General features: G+C 39.3%; 18 protein-coding genes. 14 read left to right on the forward strand and 4 right to left on the reverse strand.

Translation table 11 applies throughout. From position 1 onward, the window contains the following. Positions 1-11 precede the first annotated feature (11 nt). The 5 genes from WC623_RS06560 to WC623_RS06580 all read left to right on the forward strand — a co-directional run bounded on the left by WC623_RS06560 (position 12) and on the right by WC623_RS06580 (position 4596). Positions 12-1340, forward strand: coding sequence for a TlpA family protein disulfide reductase (locus WC623_RS06560; RefSeq protein ID WP_372849187.1), 1329 nt, complete (start codon positions 12-14; stop codon positions 1338-1340). Positions 1341-1587: 247 nt separating this feature from the next. Next, the gene (locus WC623_RS06565) at positions 1588-2226 is read left to right on the forward strand and encodes a hypothetical protein (protein ID WP_372849189.1); all 639 of its coding nucleotides are present in this window, start codon (positions 1588-1590) and stop codon (positions 2224-2226) included. Between the two features lie 169 nt (positions 2227-2395). After that, positions 2396-2791 carry a hypothetical protein gene (locus WC623_RS06570; protein ID WP_372849191.1) on the forward strand — a complete coding sequence of 132 codons (396 nt, stop codon included), beginning with the start codon at positions 2396-2398 and terminating at the stop codon, positions 2789-2791. 241 nt (positions 2792-3032) lie between these two features. Next, positions 3033-3968 (forward strand): LuxR C-terminal-related transcriptional regulator, encoded by a 936-nt coding sequence (locus WC623_RS06575; RefSeq protein ID WP_372849193.1) that lies wholly within the window; start codon positions 3033-3035, stop codon positions 3966-3968. A 10-nt stretch (positions 3969-3978) separates the two neighbouring features. Continuing rightward, on the forward strand, positions 3979-4596 hold the full coding sequence (locus WC623_RS06580; RefSeq protein ID WP_372849195.1) for a Crp/Fnr family transcriptional regulator: 618 nt from the start codon (positions 3979-3981) through the stop codon (positions 4594-4596). Positions 4597-4620: 24 nt separating this feature from the next. On the opposite strand, the gene WC623_RS06585 is transcribed toward WC623_RS06580, so the two are convergent. Continuing rightward, complete coding sequence (locus tag WC623_RS06585) at positions 4621-4875, reverse strand: hypothetical protein (protein ID WP_372849197.1); 255 nt, start codon at positions 4873-4875, stop codon at positions 4621-4623. A 184-nt stretch (positions 4876-5059) separates the two neighbouring features. Between WC623_RS06585 and WC623_RS06590 the strand changes: the two genes are divergently transcribed. The 3 genes from WC623_RS06590 to WC623_RS06600 all read left to right on the forward strand — a co-directional run bounded on the left by WC623_RS06590 (position 5060) and on the right by WC623_RS06600 (position 7824). After that, the gene (locus WC623_RS06590; RefSeq protein ID WP_372849199.1) at positions 5060-6532 is read left to right on the forward strand and encodes a hypothetical protein; all 1473 of its coding nucleotides are present in this window, start codon (positions 5060-5062) and stop codon (positions 6530-6532) included. Positions 6533-7042: 510 nt separating this feature from the next. Beyond that, positions 7043-7504, forward strand: coding sequence for a MauE/DoxX family redox-associated membrane protein (locus WC623_RS06595; protein WP_372849201.1), 462 nt, complete (start codon positions 7043-7045; stop codon positions 7502-7504). 8 nt (positions 7505-7512) lie between these two features. Further along, a complete protein-coding gene (locus tag WC623_RS06600) occupies positions 7513-7824 on the forward strand; it encodes a hypothetical protein (RefSeq protein ID WP_372849203.1) in 312 nt (103 codons plus the stop codon). A 42-nt stretch (positions 7825-7866) separates the two neighbouring features. Here WC623_RS06600 and WC623_RS06605 read toward each other — a convergent pair whose 3' ends face one another. The 3 genes from WC623_RS06605 to WC623_RS06615 are packed head-to-tail and all read right to left on the reverse strand — an operon-like array spanning position 7867 to position 13061. Then, on the reverse strand, positions 7867-8463 hold the full coding sequence (locus tag WC623_RS06605; RefSeq protein ID WP_372849205.1) for a TlpA family protein disulfide reductase: 597 nt from the start codon (positions 8461-8463) through the stop codon (positions 7867-7869). A 2-nt stretch (positions 8464-8465) separates the two neighbouring features. Next, the gene (locus WC623_RS06610; protein ID WP_372849207.1) at positions 8466-9845 is read right to left on the reverse strand and encodes a RagB/SusD family nutrient uptake outer membrane protein; all 1380 of its coding nucleotides are present in this window, start codon (positions 9843-9845) and stop codon (positions 8466-8468) included. Between the two features lie 12 nt (positions 9846-9857). Further along, positions 9858-13061 carry a SusC/RagA family TonB-linked outer membrane protein gene (locus WC623_RS06615; RefSeq protein ID WP_372849210.1) on the reverse strand — a complete coding sequence of 1068 codons (3204 nt, stop codon included), beginning with the start codon at positions 13059-13061 and terminating at the stop codon, positions 9858-9860. A 534-nt stretch (positions 13062-13595) separates the two neighbouring features. Between WC623_RS06615 and WC623_RS06620 the strand changes: the two genes are divergently transcribed. The 6 genes from WC623_RS06620 (at position 13596) to WC623_RS06645 (ending at position 17349) form a co-directional block, all read left to right on the forward strand. Next, complete coding sequence (locus tag WC623_RS06620) at positions 13596-13970, forward strand: helix-turn-helix domain-containing protein (protein WP_372849212.1); 375 nt, start codon at positions 13596-13598, stop codon at positions 13968-13970. A gap of 127 nt (positions 13971-14097) precedes the next feature. Continuing rightward, on the forward strand, positions 14098-14541 hold the full coding sequence (locus WC623_RS06625; protein ID WP_372849214.1) for a hypothetical protein: 444 nt from the start codon (positions 14098-14100) through the stop codon (positions 14539-14541). A gap of 29 nt (positions 14542-14570) precedes the next feature. After that, on the forward strand, positions 14571-15014 hold the full coding sequence (locus tag WC623_RS06630) for a hypothetical protein (protein ID WP_372849216.1): 444 nt from the start codon (positions 14571-14573) through the stop codon (positions 15012-15014). 307 nt (positions 15015-15321) lie between these two features. Further along, positions 15322-16179, forward strand: a complete 858-nt coding sequence (locus tag WC623_RS06635; RefSeq protein ID WP_372849218.1) for an RteC domain-containing protein — start codon at positions 15322-15324, stop codon at positions 16177-16179. 174 nt (positions 16180-16353) lie between these two features. After that, the gene (locus WC623_RS06640; RefSeq protein ID WP_372849220.1) at positions 16354-16863 is read left to right on the forward strand and encodes a hypothetical protein; all 510 of its coding nucleotides are present in this window, start codon (positions 16354-16356) and stop codon (positions 16861-16863) included. 201 nt (positions 16864-17064) lie between these two features. Continuing rightward, positions 17065-17349 carry a DUF4134 domain-containing protein gene (locus tag WC623_RS06645; protein WP_372850560.1) on the forward strand — a complete coding sequence of 95 codons (285 nt, stop codon included), beginning with the start codon at positions 17065-17067 and terminating at the stop codon, positions 17347-17349.

The following is a 17349-nucleotide window of genomic DNA, read 5'->3' on the forward strand; positions in this document are numbered from 1 at the left end:
AAAACACAAAAATGAAACTGATATATCTAGTATTAATTGCTATTATAATTCAAAATGTGACAACAAAAGCACAAGAAGTAAAAATTTACTCAAACGTAAAAGTTGGAGAGACTATTCCTGATTTAAAACTGGAAGGTGTTGACAATTTCCCTCGTCCTACTGTAAAACTATCGGAGTTAAACCAAAAACTTCTCATTCTCGATTTTTGGGCAACCTGGTGTGGACCCTGTGTTGCCATGATTCCTAAAATGGATGATTTAATGAAGAGCTTACCAAAGGATTTGTTGTTTCTTTCAATTACGGACGAACCGAAATCGAAGGTACATCCTTTTTTAGTAAAAAAGGAGCAGGAGTTAGGAAGGAAATTAGCTTTGCCTAATCTTTATTCCAATTCTGCTTTAGCGAAGTTATTTCCTCATTATTTTATTCCCCATTATGTCTGGATCAAACTTCCTGAACGTAAAGTAATTGCTATTACTGGATTTCGTGAGGTTAACCTTGACAAGATAAAGGCTGTGTTAAACGATGGAAGTACCGCTAATAGTTTAAGAAGTAAAGTTGACACAGTAGCAGACTATGAGATCTCCCAACCACTTTTTCCATACTTGGCTCAAAACGATAGTATTCGTACGCATAGTTTTAAACAGTATTCAATCTTTACGAACTATATTCCTAATCTCCCTGGAGGAATGTATACCACCGATATCAACGGTGATACAACTGAGACTGTAAGGTTTGTTATGAAAAACGTATCTATACAACAAATGGCAGCACGGGCGTTTGGTGAAGGGTATGACTTTTTCCAAGATAATTCAATCCATAATGAAGTCAAAGAGCCTTTGAAAGTACATTCAGACACAACGGGAGCACCCTTAAAAGAATGGAGAAAAATGAATGCTTACTGTTATGAAATTAAGACTGACAAAAGAAATAAAGATCGACTCGACAACCTTATGCAGATTGATTTAGCAAATTATTTTCCTCAATATAAATTTAAGATTGAAAGACGGCCAAAAGATAGCTGGGTGTTAATTTCAACGGGTAACAATGACGTTTTAAGAAGTAAGGGTGGGAAACCCTGGACAACTAGTACAGGAAATGCAAGAAAATATACCAACGTTAATATGAGAGGAGTAATGGTCTCTTTTCGGCATCCATACTTTGTGAATTCTCCTATATTACTTGCAGATCGAAGCAATATTGATTTCAATATTGATATGGAAATAAATCCAAAAAGCTATACCAATATGGAAGAAGTAAATAAAGAATTAGAAAAGTATAATCTCAAATTTGAACGACGAATTGAACCTGTTGATGTCTTAGTTATAAAAGACAAATAAATAGTGTATGGTATGCTCAAAATTATTTTGGGCATACTTTTTTAATTTAAGTGATTACATATTCTCTATTCATTATATTATAGTGATCATTCTAAAAATCGAATATATATAAAAGGATTTGGTTGGGACACGATATACATTTTTTTCTCAACAAATATCAGTGGATGACGTGCTATTTAATATTTTGACAATTTAAATTATCCGGTGTATTAGTTCCTCTTTTTTAATTTTTCTCTAAGGTTTGATTATGGCTTGGTTTGAAGGAATACCTACGTCCCGGGAGGATTTTGAGGCTTTGATGGGCTGTTTGTTTGCGGATCGGAGGTTGCCGGAAATGGGTTTTGAGGGGCGGTTTTTTGGGATGCTAAAGACTTTGGTTTATCATAAGCCGATGATTTTGCAATATGAACGTAGGGCGGCTGACCGGGCTTTTTTTGTGGCCAGGGGTTTTGTGTTTGCTTTTTTTTATAACGGGGATCAGGAGGTTGTACCTTTTCGGATTTTTAGGGAGGGGGAGCTGGCTTTGATTCCGGAGGGGATTAAGGAGAATGTGGCTTCGGGTTATGGGTTGATGGTTTGTGCGGATACGCGTTTGCTGGAGGTTGGTTTTGAGCAGATCCGGGAGCTTTATCTGGCTTTTCCCTGGTTTTTGAATGCGGTGCTTCGGGTGGTTGCTGGTTCTTTTGGGGCTGATCTGGATAAGTCCTGGATGATGGCTTTGGGAAACAGGGAGTCGATTCGCAGGTTTTATGAGTTGTATGGGGAGCTTTATGGGAACACTGTTTTCCAGTTCAGGGATATGTATATTGCTCGTTTTCTGAATATGAATCCTGTCACTTTTAGTAAGTTGCGCAGGGAGATTTTTCCTGCTTATCCTTTGAGGTAGTGTGGTTTACTTTTGTTTTTTGCGATTTCAGTTTTTTGATTTCTGCTTTATTTTTTTTGCTTTTTCTCTATTTTTTTGATGAATCGCTTTGTTCTGGTGGTTTCACTTAATTTTTACTAAGACGGGTTATTTCTGACTGGTTTATTTTTGTATAAACTAACCTCTTATCATGAATAACTTAAACTCTCAGCTAAGACGATGTTTAATCCGGGTATTAAGGCTCGTCTTTGGAAACAATGGTATTTTCGGTGTTGCTGCTGGTCGTCGTGCTTTGGCTATGCGGTTTTGGATTTTGTTAAAGTCTAATGCGTTTAGGTTTTACGGGCATTTTGGTGCGGTCAGGATTTTTATGTGGCAAAGTGCTTTTGTTTTGGTATTGTTTCCTGATCGGGTTTGTTTTTCTTTTTCTCCTTTATTTCGGATGCTTCAGTTACTTATTGGGGTGATTGGGGTCTTTAAGCTGTTTAAGGTTTTGCATAAGGAGAATCTTTTGGAGTGTTTGCGCCCTGCTGGGAAGTTGTATCATTTATGGTTTGCTGGCGTATCTCCGCCAGCTTTGGCTTAGGGTAATGATTTGCGCTATTATTGCTGTGCGGATGTTGATTTTTTAATCAGTTGTCTGGATAGCTTTTGTCTGAGGACTGTTCTGGTGTCTGGGACATTGTTTTGATCATTTTCGTTATTGTACTCTTTTTATGTTCTTATGGGAGCTGTTCCCTTTGTGACTGCGCTGGTTTTATGCTGGCTTTGGGGTTCTGTTTTTTTGATTTTTTGATTTTTTGATTTTCTGATTTGACGTTTTGCCTATGTTGCTTTTTAATTCTGAAATGCATCTGGTCACTTTTGTTTTTGTGATTTTGGAGCTGATGATGCTCAGTGTGCAATTGTATTTTTATTTGATCTGGCCGGCGGATAAGCGGCGTTTGATGTATTTGATTTTATTGGTGCTGTTGATTGTGTATAATGTGGTTGGGGGGATTTTTCCTGATCCGGATTTGGGTTGGCCTTCTGTGGTGGTTCAGAATATAATGGCTTATGGGGTGGGGTTTTTGATGGGGGCTTATTTTCCCTTGTATTTTTATGTGTCTTTTGAGTTGCGTTCGCTTCGCTTTCATGCTTTGTATGGGACTGTGATTTTTTTGCTGTTGCCGTATGTGGTGTTTTTTGTGGTATTGTATCCGGTATTGGGTGATTTGGAATTTGCGATTCGTTATGGGTTGGTTGTTCCGGGTTTGTATGGGCTGGTATTGTTGTATGAGATGTTTGCTGCGATTCGTTTGCGTTTTGCTGGAGAGGGTGAGGCTGATGCTTATACGCGGGTGGAGATGCTGGCGGTTTATTGGGCGGTTTTTCCCTGGGGGTTTATGCCCTTTTTGGTTTTGCTGGGGGTGGAGCAGTGCGTGGAGGCTTTGTTTGCGAATACGGGGTTTTCGGTGATTGCGGTATTGTTTTTATGTCAGTCTGCGAGGTTCGAACGTAAGCAGCGCAGGTATAGGGAGGAGCGTGAGGCGATGGAGGAGAAGCAGCGTGCGGATTTTAATCAGACTTGTCTGGAGATGGGTTTGAGTGCGAGGGAGGCGGAAGTGGCTTTGATGCTTTGTCAGGGTTTGGAGTATAAGGTGATTGGGGATTTGCTGCACATTTCTGCTAGGACGGTGGATACTCATGCGCATCGGATTTATTATAAGTTGGAGGTAAGAAATAAAATTGAGCTGCAGCAGGTGCTGGGCTTTTCAAATTAATGCTTTTGTTATGGGTGATTTAATAAAACCTGTTTCTGATATTGCTTTTGAGCGGCTGTTGAAAGTGCTGGAAACGGTGATGGTATTGAGTGTGCAGTTTAAGCTGGAACTAAAAAAGGTGCTGTATGAGACCAGCTATGAGAAGGATGCTCGGATTTTGAATTTTGGGGGTACTCAGCGCATGGTTTGGTTTATGCTGTCGGGTTTGCTGCGGGAGATCAGGATCAACAAGGTGACGCTGAAGGAGAAAACGAGCTGGTACTGGTTGCCGGATAGTTTTGTGTATACTGATCCGGGTTTTTTTGGTCAGCAGCCTTCGCTTAGGGCGATCCAGGCGGAGGCTGATTGTGAGTTGATTTTGATGAGCTATGAAGATTGGCTGGTTTTGAAAGCTGCTTTTGTGGAAGTCGAGCTGATTACTGAGCGGGTCAGGGGGGATTACAATCAGTTGCGTTTTGAGCATATGGAGGACATGAAGCTGCTGAGTGTGGATGAGCGTTATCTGGATTTGGAGGCTACGCTGGATTATTTGTTTTTAAGAACGCAGCTGAATTATATTGCGGATTTTATGGGGATGGCGCCTGCTACCCTTGGTCGTTTGCGGGCGAAGTATGGTGTGCGAAAGTGATATTATAGTGTTTTTTCATTCTTTTTAACCGATGGATGTATGGATCAACGTCTCAATCGTTATCAATTCATCTTTATCTATCCCGTCAACTGCTTTTATTTCGGGTCCGTAAGCCAGATCAAAATAGACATTAAATCTTTTGTCATGATACCTGCAAAGAAAAACATTGGCCTCTGGTATGATTACCTCTTCCAGAATTTCAATTTTATATGCTGAAGAAGCTTTCTTCAAGGCATTCTTTAATGCATGATAGCTCAATCTCTGAAATTCGCTTTTCATTAAATCTGATTTCTTAAATATACGATAAAATAGCATGGATTGGTAGCTTGTGTAGTTTTCTGCCTAAGGTTCGGAAAATTATCGCTTGCATGCTGTAAAAAGGTTGGTATCGGTAGAATGATAAAATTAGGGGTAACATTTTTATGCTGGGCTTGATATACCATTAAACTAAACAACTTTTAACATGAAAACGTTATTCACACTCCTTTTTTCCACTATCTGTGTTTGCGCTACCGCACAAATACCTGGTTCTCCGATTGGTGGTATTGTTGTAAAAGGCGGTAAAAATCCAGGCGGGAATACACAATTGTCTGTAAGTGGAGGAATAAATAACCCGGGCAGTTCAATCAAAACTAAAACAAACCTGGTTAATGGCTATGCTTTAGGTGCAAATGCATATGTGCCCTTGTTTGCCAAAGAAGGAAATGGAAATTTGGCTGGCCATACCGGACACTTCTTTACGATTGGTTTGAATGCCGGGGGCGAGTATTTTGCCGGCAGGGGAGATTATAACCTGGCTGAGCTTCCCGCTTACAATATTTCGGGACAGTCTGCAGAACCTATGATTTGGGTAAATAATGATGGGAATAAGCACAATGGCTTTAAAGCTGAGGCTGGTGTACAGGCTAATTTTTCGTTTGGGAAGGTTACTTTGTCGCCTGTTTTAAACGCGGCTTATATGAGTTTAAAGCAAAATGCGATTAGTGTGGTCCAAGAGGGTACGGTGAACGTTGTTGGTTATAGTAAAGAGATCTATGCGCAGCAGGCGGCTAGAACTACAGGGATTGCCTTTGTTCCTAAACTGCGTTTGGCTTTCTTCCCTGGAAAGCTGGGCTTTTACCTGGAAGGAAGTTATACTAGTGGTCTGGATGTTAAAACTCAGGCTGAGTTATTTAAACCCCAGGGTAAAGTTAACGATGCTGGGTTCTATAGCCAGGATCAGATGAGCATGGGGAGCAGCAAGCCAAAAGATCAGAATGGGAGATACAATAGTTTTGGGATAAATTTTGGGCTCAGTATCCCGCTGGGTAATGCGATCAGCCGCAGACGTTTAAAAGGGAAAGTAACAAAGCCAGGCGATAATGGTGTCAATCTGGTGAATCCTTTGTTCCAGCAGGATGGTAGTGCTTCAGAAAATCCGATGCAAAATACATCCGCTTTTGCAAAACCGGGTAATCCTATTGGTGGTATCATCGTAAAGGGTGGTAAAAATCCTGGCCCGAGGGAAATGCTTGCAATTACAAATGAGAATGGTGAAGTCGTATTTTCGGTTACCGAAACCGGTGAATATACATTGCAGTTAACCGTACCTGGGGCTTCTGGAAAAAGTATCAGTGAGAAGGGCTTAAGCAGTACGCCTTCTGAGAACCATAAAAGAGTGGTAAGAACATATTCTGGAGGACGTAAAAATGAAGTTTCAGCCGAAAATAGGATGGCCCTTCCTGGTCAGCCGATTAAAGGTGTAATCGTAAAGGGCGGAAAAAATCCTGGGGGAAATCAGGTAAATCTGATCACAAATGAAAATGGTGAATTTACCTTTACTGTGCAGGAAGTGGGTGAATATAAATTACAGATCACTACTCCCCAGGCCCCCGGAAAAAGCATCAATGAGAAAGGTGTAGCGGCCCCATCTAAAGAAAAAGGTAAAAAGAACTAAGATTGGTGCTTGGCTTCGGTAATAAGATTGATGAAATCTAATATAAAAACAGATATCATCTGAATCTTGATTCTTTTTACAAGTACCTGTAAATTTCGGTGCTGGTCCAACTGACTGGTTCCGCTTTTTTTGGAGTTATATGAACTATTCCATCATTTTTTATCCAGTCAGTAATATCATCATAGTCTTTCAGATCCAGTAGACAAGGCAGGTGCTGTTTCTGATATTTTTTGGCAGCTGCGGATTGAGACACGATCTGGATCGTATTTTTTTGCGATCTGGATCGTGGCTTTACGGTTTTTCATTTCAGAATTTAGGGGTAACCAAATATTACTGATATGAATGGAAACCGAACTACTGTCTATTTGCAGGCAGTACATGACCGTAAAGATGCATTATTCCCGGGACGCGATCTGACGAATCTGACCTGAAGCAGGTTGAATGATGTCGGGGTGCGCACCTAATAGGCAAAATAAGGAATGATTACAATGGACAATCAGTTAAATCAGAATGGAAAGTACAACTGTTAAAGGTAAACTACTTCAGTTAACAAGTAAAGCCGCAGAGTTGACGGTATATGGCATTTGTTTGCTTTGTCTCGCTTTATTTGCTTCTGCTGCTTATGGTAAAATTGCAGATCATGAAACCTTTGTAAAAGGGTTGTCTAAAGTCTCTGTGATCGGAGGGGCTGCGGTATACCTTGCCTGGTTTGTTCCGATAGCAGAAATTATAGTTTGTTTTTTATTGCTGATACCAGCATTAAGTAAATGGGGACTCTATGGGTTTTTAGGATTAATGACGGTCTTTACAGGATACATTTTAAGTATGCTGTTCTGGGCCGAGAAGCTGCCTTGTCATTGTAATCTGATCATCGAGAAGTTGAGCTGGGGACAGCATTTATGGTTCAATGTTGGTTTTATGGCATTGGCTGTATTTGCATTTTGGCTTGGAAAAGCAAAACGAACATTTTAAAAAAGAACATGAAAAAGTTAAGTTTAAATATTAAAAAAATCGCTTTGAGCCTTCTGGTAGTTGGCTTGGCGGTAGGATTCAGTGCATTTACAAATTCAGATAAAGCATCAGCTTTAGCGGCCAATTATTATTACAACGGATCGCCTGAAGCCTGGACTTCCCCTGGTGCGATTGCAGCAGATCAAACTGCCACAAACTATACACAGATTTTGCCTAGCACTGTTTACGATTGTGCTGAAGAAATTAGTGTAGTTTGCACTTATGATTTTGTCGGAGGAAAATTTGTCTTAAATTCAAGAGGAGAAAATTCACTTCAATAAAAAGGGTTAAGTATGGCCTGCTATGGCCATACTTACTTTCTTTTACAGATATCTTTTAATGAACTCAATTAAATGATTTGGTTCATAATCGGGTCTGGGGGGCTTTGCTGAAATTAATTCTCCCTCAGGATCGACCAAAAATAATTTGGGATAAGTTCCTCTTGGGTTATGAGTTTTAACGAGTTCATGATTCCTTCCTACTTCTCCGGTATATAGCGTAACAGTCCCTTTAGCAGGTGCATACTTACCAGCCCAATAATTCAGTGCTGTTTTTTGCTGGTTTTCTCGGATGCTTTCCAACCAGAACGTTTTATCCTGATCAATTGAAATACTAAGGAAGACAATGTTTTCATTTTTTAGGGAATCATGGACTATTTTTAAGCCATTATTTGCGTAGATGCAAGCTCCGCATCCGGTGTACCATAAATCTATCATTAAGAATTTACCCTTGAATTCAGAAAGCTGGACGGTATGATCTAAGGAGTCTTTAAATACAAATTGTCCAAAATCAGTGGGTATGGAATCTGTCATAATGGTTGATTTTTCTGTTTTTATACGGTTAAGTTCTTGACTATAGGTAATACTTGTCCCAACAATAAGCATAACAAGTGTTGCATAATATTTTATAAGTACTTTCATTTCTAGCGATTATTTTGAGGCATAAGTGTATAGGAAATTACATCTGGAGGAATCGGGAGCGCATATTTTTGGTCATTTGGAGCCAGCTTAAAAATTTGCCCGTTCAGGTTTCTGATCAGTTCTAAATTGGCTCCCTCTTTGTTTAATCTTCTGATGTCATTCCATCGCGTTCCTCTGTTGACCAGTTCTTTTCTGCGCTCCAGTAAAATTGTATCAAGAAGTGAGTTTCCGCTGAGGTTAGTTTTGTCTTTGTAGGTGCCGGTAATAAAACGTTTTGATAACAGCTTGTTTAGATCATTTAGCGCCTGTTGAGCGTTGCCTGCCCTTGCAAAACATTCTGCTCTTGTGAGAAACAATTCATCTGTGGCTATAGAATTTTCATTTAAACGCGCTCCACCATAACCTCCTTTTCTATTAATTGATTTGCCATTTATCGAAAAAAAGATCTGCTTCCTTAGATCATTTGGATGATATGAATTGTACAATAAGGTGTCAATTGAATAACCCTGCGATTTAAAAAGACTGGAAATCGGATAGTTGGTAACCAAAAAGCAGGGGTATAACATTTCATCATTCACAAGGTTAAACGGTAGCTTAGACACTTTACTCAGGGAATTATAATCAATCAACTTATCATGATAATAAAGGGCACTATCGGCATATAATCCTGCTTTATCATACTTTCTCATGGTTAAGAAAATACGAGATAGAAAACCATATACTGATGCTTTAGAAGGCCGGTTTAAAAAGTTTAGATCGTAACCGGTCTGTACCAGGTCTCTTGCTAAAAATACATCGGTTAAGATTTGCTCATAGGTATCCTTGATGGTCATTCTGGTCGTTGTTTTATTGATGTCAGGCTCAAGTCTTAATGGAATTCCCCAATCTACACTCGCAGTATGCTCGTCGTATGGTAATGCAAACACCTGTGCTAAGTCAAAAAACATATAAGATCTGATAAAGAGTGCCATTGCTTTCAATTCATCATATTTCCTGTTATTAGCGTCAGTTCTTTGAATTTTTCTAAGTTGTTCCAGCGCAACATTTGCTGTTAATATGGTTTTATAGGGGCGATTCCAATCTGGGATATTACCCTGTCCGGCAAATAAATCCTTTGCCCATATATAGCTATTTGAGCTATAGGGTGAAGGTTGATTTTTCCATGTGTTAAATTCCAGGTATAAATTGTCTGAAGACAAATCACCCAGGCCGACACTAAAGTTTAACTCTTGAACATTATCCAAAAGCATTTGAATGTCCGCTAAAGTGGTTGGAACATTTAGCGTTGTGGATGGCTTTTTATCTAAAAACTCTTTTTTACATCCTAAAAGGGAAAGTAAAAAGCAGCATGTCGTTAGTGCCAAAATTTTTCTATTTTTCATTTTCACAAGATTTTAAAGGTTGATTTTCAGACTAAATGAATAAGTAACAGGGCTAGGGAAGATGGGGGAACCAAAAGGCACGTAGTCGGGATCTATTCCATATTTGTTTGCCCTCCATAGGATGCCTATGTTATTGAGGTAACTATAAAGCTTTATACTTTTAAATGGTAAAAAATTAAGCTGTTGTTTATTCAGTTCATACCCAATACCAATATCTTTAATACGGATATGATCTCCCTTTTGAACTAAGATGTCTGAATTTTGAAAGGCAAGATCTCTTAAATTGTTCGCGGGGTATTTTAACGATGGAATATTAGTATGGTTTTCGTCATCTGGCTTTTGCCAGCGGGCTTCGAAATCATCATTTGGCATGCTTAATACGCCACCAAATAGATTAAAATAGCTAATGGAAGGTCTCCTAAATGAATAGCCTAATTTATAGGTGATATTGACTGACAAGGATAACTTGTTCCAGGAAAATTCATTTCTTATACTTCCAAACATCGTTGGATTTAAAGTGCCGTTGTATTTGAGATTTGATAAATCAGAAGAATTACTGATCAGGGCATAATCTTTACTGGGAGTACCATTGAAATAAACCTGAGGATCTCCTTCATGATCTAAACCCGCCCATTGATAACTGTATAAAGAATACAGAGGATTTCCAACGATGGGATTGATCCCATAAAAAGTATTACCTATAGTAGGCGGTGTAAGTTGATATTTTTTAACAATATCTTTTGTGAAACTGAATAAGGCAATGGTATTCCATTTGAACTTCCCTTTGAAGTTGTTCGCGTTTAATGTGACATCTATGCCACTCCCTTTCATGGATGCTGTATTGCCTTTGAATTCTGAAACTCCGGTTGTTGGATCAATTGGACTACTCCCTATTAAATCTGTGCTTTTCTTTATATAGTAATCTAAGCTGCCACTTAACCAGGATTTAAGCGAAAAATCAACTCCTATATTAAGGGTATTAACTTTTTCCCATCGCAATTCCGGGTTCGGTGGGTTTGATAAGATAGATACAGGTTGTAAAAATGGATTCGCTGCGCCTGGGTTTACAATTGCCGTAACCAGTGATGAAAGTGAATTATCGACATTTCCCTGATAGCCATCAGTGAGCCTTAGTTTAAGGTAAGGAAGCCAATTCAGTGAATAAAATGGCTCTTTATGGATGTCCCAGCTTATTCCTAAAGACCATAAGGGCACACCCTTTTGATTTGTCTTAACACCGAAAATATTTGACTCGTCTTTTCTGGCGCTGGCAGAAAATGTATAGCGGTCTTTAAAATTATAGGCAAGGTTTGAAAAGTAGGAGAGAAAACGGTTGGCAGTTCCTAAGTGAGAGATGTTGGAGTTAATCATACTGGTATTGAAGCTCGGCGTGAGCATGTATACATTTGAATAGTCAATCGTATTTATTGACCCTGTTTCATTGTATCCATAAACTCTGTGCGAATTGAAGTCTGTGGTAATCTCTCTGATCTCAGCACCCGCTAAAACTGTAATATTATGATTAGGATTTAAATTCTTATTATAGTTCATTTGGAACCTTGCATTTTGTGAGATAGAATTTAAATAACCTAAATCTAAAATACCTCCCAATGGTACTGGACGAGTGTAAGTGTTTTTCAACGGATCAAATTGGGTAAACTGGTTGATGTAGTTTCTGGTATAAAAGCTATCTGAACTATTTAGATTAAACTGTTTTTGGTTTCCTTGATGGTATTGATGCTGAAGGGAGACTTGGAAATCATTTGTCACTTTGTATTTGAACATCGTGTTAATCCTAAATTCAGTTAGGCTATTGGTTTTATTGTTTAGTGCCAGTTCCTCAAGTGGACGATAGCTCCAATCTAAATAGTTACCGGTATGATACAGCTCATCAATGTAAGATTGACGATAAAGATTAGGTAAGGCTGCAAACGTGCCATCAGCTTCTTTTAGTTTTAAATAGGGATAGTTAGAAACAGTGGAACTGTTGCCATTTAACTCATTTTCATTTTTTGTATAATAAATGATGTTTGTTAATTCCAGATTGTTATGCTTGCCGAATTTAAATGTGTTTGAGCCGCTGATTGTAATTCTGTCAAACTCATTCCGTTTTACATTTTCTAAATTATGATCATACCCTGCACTGAAATAGTAATTATTATTGTTTCCCCCTCCGGAGATATTAAAATTATATTGCTGAATTAAAGGCTTTTGATAGAGGTATTTTGCAACATCTGATCTTAAATCCTGGGATTTATATTTTTCCAAAAGTGAAGCCAATTCTGCTGATGAGATTTTGTCTTTCTCGCGTCTATCTAATAGATCTATAACGGGTGAAACAACTGGAAATGTAGCGCTTGTTAAAATGTCATTGTAATGCCCCTGATGAAATAAAAATTCTTCGGTATCAATATAGTTTGCTGAACTAAGTTGTGGTGAGTAATACAAATTTGGCTTAGCGCCTAAAGTTATATTTCCAGCGATTTCAATTTTAGGAGTGCTGTTAAATTTCCCGCTTTTTGAGGTGATAACGATGACTCCATTTGCTGAAAAAGCACCCCAGATTGAAGATGCAGCTGCATCTTTTAAGATAGTAATGGATTCTACATCGTTTGGGTTAATTGAAGATAAATCTCCCTCAAATGGGAAATTATCTATAATTATTAATGGCTGACGTGTAGCATAGATCGTGCTTATACCGCGAATTGTTATTGGGGATGCATTGATGTTTCTGTCATTTTTATTAAAAATTAAACTACTGGAAACGCCATCCAAGCGATCCAATAGATTAGTTGAAACGGATCTGTTTAAGAGTTTATTATCAATCTGAACAAAGCTACCTGTTGCCCTTTCTTTTGGAATTGATTGGTAACCTGTACTGACGATTTCTACTTCTTTCAGTTCGCTTTGATCTTCTGTTAGGATGATGTTAAACGGGCCTGTTTTTCCCTGGTAAAATGGGATTTCTGTGGATTGATAGCCCATGTAGCTGACTTGTAATAAGCCTGTTTGTTTTTTGGTGAAGATGTTGAATTCACCTTTGGTATTCGTTTGGGCAGTAACCTTTTCGTCTTTGATCTTGATGGTACTGCCCGGAATGGGTATGCCTTTTTGGTCGGTTATTTTTCCGGTTATAGTTGTGTTTTGTTGCTGCGCATTGACCTTTAAAAAAAGGCAAAGCGTGGCCATTGCGATGATGAGTATCGATTTTTTCATACAGTTTTTATGAATGGTTATTGGTTAGTATTTGCGAGAAGAATGGGGGTAAAGCGAGGCAGAACGGTCTGCTCCCTAATGCTGATGGACTGCCTGCTTTGTGATTGTCAGTCAGGTGGACAGATGATAAGCTTGTTTGAGTGATGTAAGTGGTGGAAAGTTTTCATATTAATAAAAAGTAGTTTTATAATATGAAGAGGAGGCAAAATATAAAAGTGGGTTCTGCCAACCGCAATCTCCATTCAGTTCTCACGCCTTATGTTGACACGGATTTACAGCAGAACCCACTCTTATTTTAGAATATGCGAATATAGCATATCCATAACAAGAAATGGGCATGATCTGCTGTCTTGCGTCAACGGCGTGAGATTTGGAGATTGCAAGACTCTTCAATAATGCCTATATAAAAGGCTTGATTAGTTCTCTAATTCGTTTTACTTCATAATACTAATATAATAATAATATATTACACTTCCATATATCGAGGTGTTAAAAATTGCTTTTTTTATTCACTTGCCTCCTTAGAATGCACCTATGGAGGAAATCAAAACTATTGAAATGTCTGAGTTAGATTATCGATTAATCTTGCATATAAAAGGGTTGAGGGAAAGTCGAGGTCTTAGTCAAATTGAGCTTAGCCATAGAATGGGATTGTCTTCTGGATTTATTGGGAAAGTTGAGTTGTTAACAGTGCCAGATAAGTACAGCATCCGTCATTTAAAATTACTTGCTGATATTTTCAAAGTGAAAAGTTTTACTGATTTGCTGCCTTCAAAAATTCCTGCTCATGATATGATCAGATTAACACTAAAAATAAGTAATGATCTTAAAAAGGACGGTACTCCGTCTAAGAAAAAGATTACTGAGGTAATCAAAATCGAACCGATTGCCAAAAATGCAGTTAAGTAAGTTGATTTTTCGAATTGATTTCTCTTGTAACTGATTTGCTTTCAGATGGTAAGTAGACTAAGGTTTGTAATTCACTGATTCGATTTAAAATGGAGTACAAAAAGAGGAATCAATTCTATATTTTAAAATGAATAAAATAGTAAGAAGGATCATAAGTCAATTAGCAGATAAGCCAAGAGTGCTTTTCTTAATTGATGGGTTGGGCGCTTTTTTGACTGCTTTTTTCTTATTTGTGATATTAGGGAATTTCAATAAGTACGTTGGGATGCCAATATGGATATTGAATGCGCTTTCCTTAATAGCGGTTTGCTTTTGTATTTATTCAATAGCGTGCTATTTATTTTTGAAGCAACTTTGGACACCTTTTATAATTGGCATTGGTATAGCTAATTTGCTTTATGCTATTTTGACGCTGGCTCTTTTGATGATATACTTTCCTATACTTGGCATTTTTGGAATAGCTTATTTCTTGGTAGAAATTGTATTAATTTGCGGACTTGTTTACATTGAATTGAATGTTGCGAAGGCCTTCCGGAAAATAAATGGAAATTTGCAGAAAGTCTTTTTTTAAGTGTTGTATTCAGTGTATTAGGTTAAGATATGAGGAAAATTGTATTTAGGTTTTGGCTGGTTAATGTGGTGCTAAGTCTGGTGTTGTTTATGCTGTACAGGGTTGTTATTGACGGGTTAGTGCCTGCTGGTACTAGTTTTTTAGAAAGGTTTTTTAATTTTATGGATGTATTGATAAACCTGGGTTATTCATTGATCTATCTTGCTGTGATGATTGCGGGTTCTTTATTTGTTTTTCTAAATCAAATTGACAAGGTTAAGCGGAGTTATTTTTTGTCTTTTCTGACGTTTTCAGCAGTCCCTTTGGTTTGGGTTGGTTCTTTGGGTGTTAATGTTTTGATGGGTTTTTACGAGTATAGACTTGCGCCTGCTGGTCCGCTAATAATACCGTTTTGCTTCTCGATAATTTATTTGGTTTGTACTGTTCTGGAGTTTCTAATTTTCAGAAAAGTAGTAAAAAACACTGATAAATAAGTCTTTGCCATTTTTTCTGGTTTGGCGCTGTCAGTGAATGCGTCATTTTTATATTGATACACCTGAAATTATAGCGCTTTTCAGGGAATCGATCAGGAGTTTCTTTCTTTTTTTTGGGTGTTTGTACGGGTAATCCCGTATTATTTATTTTACGTTTTTTCCCTTACATTTTCTTTTTTCTGTGTGGCTAGATTGTGGGCTTAAAGCTTTTTTAGGCTGATGAGGTTTGTTTAATTTTTTCTTGCCGGGGTGATGAATTAATGCCAGTTAACGGGTGCCGGTGGGGTTTATCTAAATTTATAATGCTATGCGTAAAAACAATAATGCTAAGCAGGAGTTCCGGGATCTCCGGTTGAGGTTGAAGGGGATTGCGGCTCGTGGGGATTATTCTTTGCTGTCTCGTTTTAATGAGTCGATTTCGTTGATTAATGCTTTTCTGGCTGTGGTCAGGGAGCGGGTGACGACGGTGGCTTTTCGGGACCAGCTGGAGGAAATCTATTTTTTTAAGTTTGAAAAGCCGGAGTATTATGCGCTGAAGATTTACCAGGTTTCTTTGTTTGGGATTTTGAATCAGCGTCCTGTGGGTACCGATGAGATGCTTAGGTCTTATTACGTGGAGGAACTGGCTTTTATTTCCAGGTTTTTTAAGCAGTATGCTTTTTTGTATGAGTATTACCGCTCTGGTTTTACGCAGATGGATGAGTTGTTGTTTTTGCGTGATGGGATGGTGCCTGATGTGCTGTTGCCTGAGTTTTGGGAGCTGGATGGGGAGTTTTCTACGCCGGGGGATTATTTGTTTTCTAAGTTTATTGCTTATGAGAGTTTGCGGGAGTTTATCCTGGGGGAGCTTCGGGTGTTGGAGGTGAGGGCTGCTGCGGTGGTTGCGCCTGTGGGCGTGGATAAGAAGTGGTTTGACTGGACGGGGGAGGTGGTGAATTTGGTGGAGCTGGGTTATGCGCTGTATGTGTCCCGGCAGATTGGGGATGGTAAGGTGTCGCTGGCGGAGATTTTCCGCTGGATGGAAGAGAGTTTTGGGCTGGAGGTGGGGATTCCTGCGAATCGGTTTAGGGAGATTAAGCGAAGAAAGCGGATCAGCCGGACGCATTTTTTGGATTTGTTGCAGCAGGCTTTGCTGAAATATATGGACAATGACCTGGAGGGTTAGGTTTGTTTTTTTTGCCTTTTGGTGGGTTTGGTGGTGGTTTTGGATGGGTTTTGCTTGGATTTTGGTTGTTTTTTTTAATTTATTGATCTCTACTAGTGACCAAGTGATTTTGGGCTTTTGAAATTTTGTGGTGTGAATCCGCTGCAATGTCGTGGCGGATAAAAAATAAAAGATATGATGTTACAAGTATTTACCTGGCAGGAGTTTTTGATTGCTGCGCTGGTGTTGAGTGTGCTCTGGTATGCGGGGGTTGGGCTGCTGTTTTACCGGGGGGAGATTGCGGGGTTTTTATCGGGTAGGGGAAAGAGTTCTGAGCCGCTGGCGCATAGCTGGCAGGATCAGGTGGATGAGCTGGAGCTGGATCTGATGGGTGGTGTTGCCGGGGAGTCTGGGGTGAGTGTGCTGGAAGCGGATGAGTTCAGTTTTGTGCCCAGGGAGTCTGTGGATAGGGATTTAGATCCTTTGGGTGATCTGGCGGATGTGCAGGATGAAATTAAGGGCATTTGCTCGGTGTTGGAGATGGAGAATGGAACCAGGGCGGATTTCTTTGCGCTGTTTGGGATGATCCGTGAAAAGTATCCAAAGGTGTTTGCTGGTGGAGTAAGGGTTGAACTGGCGGAATTTATTGTGGAGCATTTGCCTTTTGATATTTCAGAGGACGAGCTTGCTGGTCTTTTGGATTAGGAGTTTTGTTGGTTCTTTTCGTAGGTTCTTGTTGAGTTTTCTTTTTGAATCTTCTTTTTTGAATTCCCTGCCAAATAGGTAATGGCGGTGATTGGACTGCTGATCAGGGAATTTTAAATAAGAGATATGAAGAAAAAAAACAGTGATGCTTTGGCTTTTGGCAAGCGAAGAAAATTATCTGGCCGGTTTGTTTTACTGGCGATGTGTCTGTCGGTTTACGGGGTGTTGAGTAGTGTCGTTGCCCGGGCGCAGGATGGAGAGGCCGGGATCAGGGCTGCGGCGGATCAGGTATCGGGTTATTTTGATACGGGATGTGATCTGGTGTATGCGATCGGTGCGGTAGTGGGCTTGATCGGGGCGGTGAAAGTTTTCAATAAGTGGAATGCGGGTGAGCCGGATACCAATAAGGTGGCTGCTGCGTGGTTTGGCAGCTGCATTTTCCTGGTGATTGTGGCGACGGTACTGAAGTCTTTCTTCGGGGTTTAG

Source organism: Pedobacter sp. (assembly GCF_041645105.1).
Classification (GTDB): Bacteria; Bacteroidota; Bacteroidia; order Sphingobacteriales; family Sphingobacteriaceae; genus Pedobacter.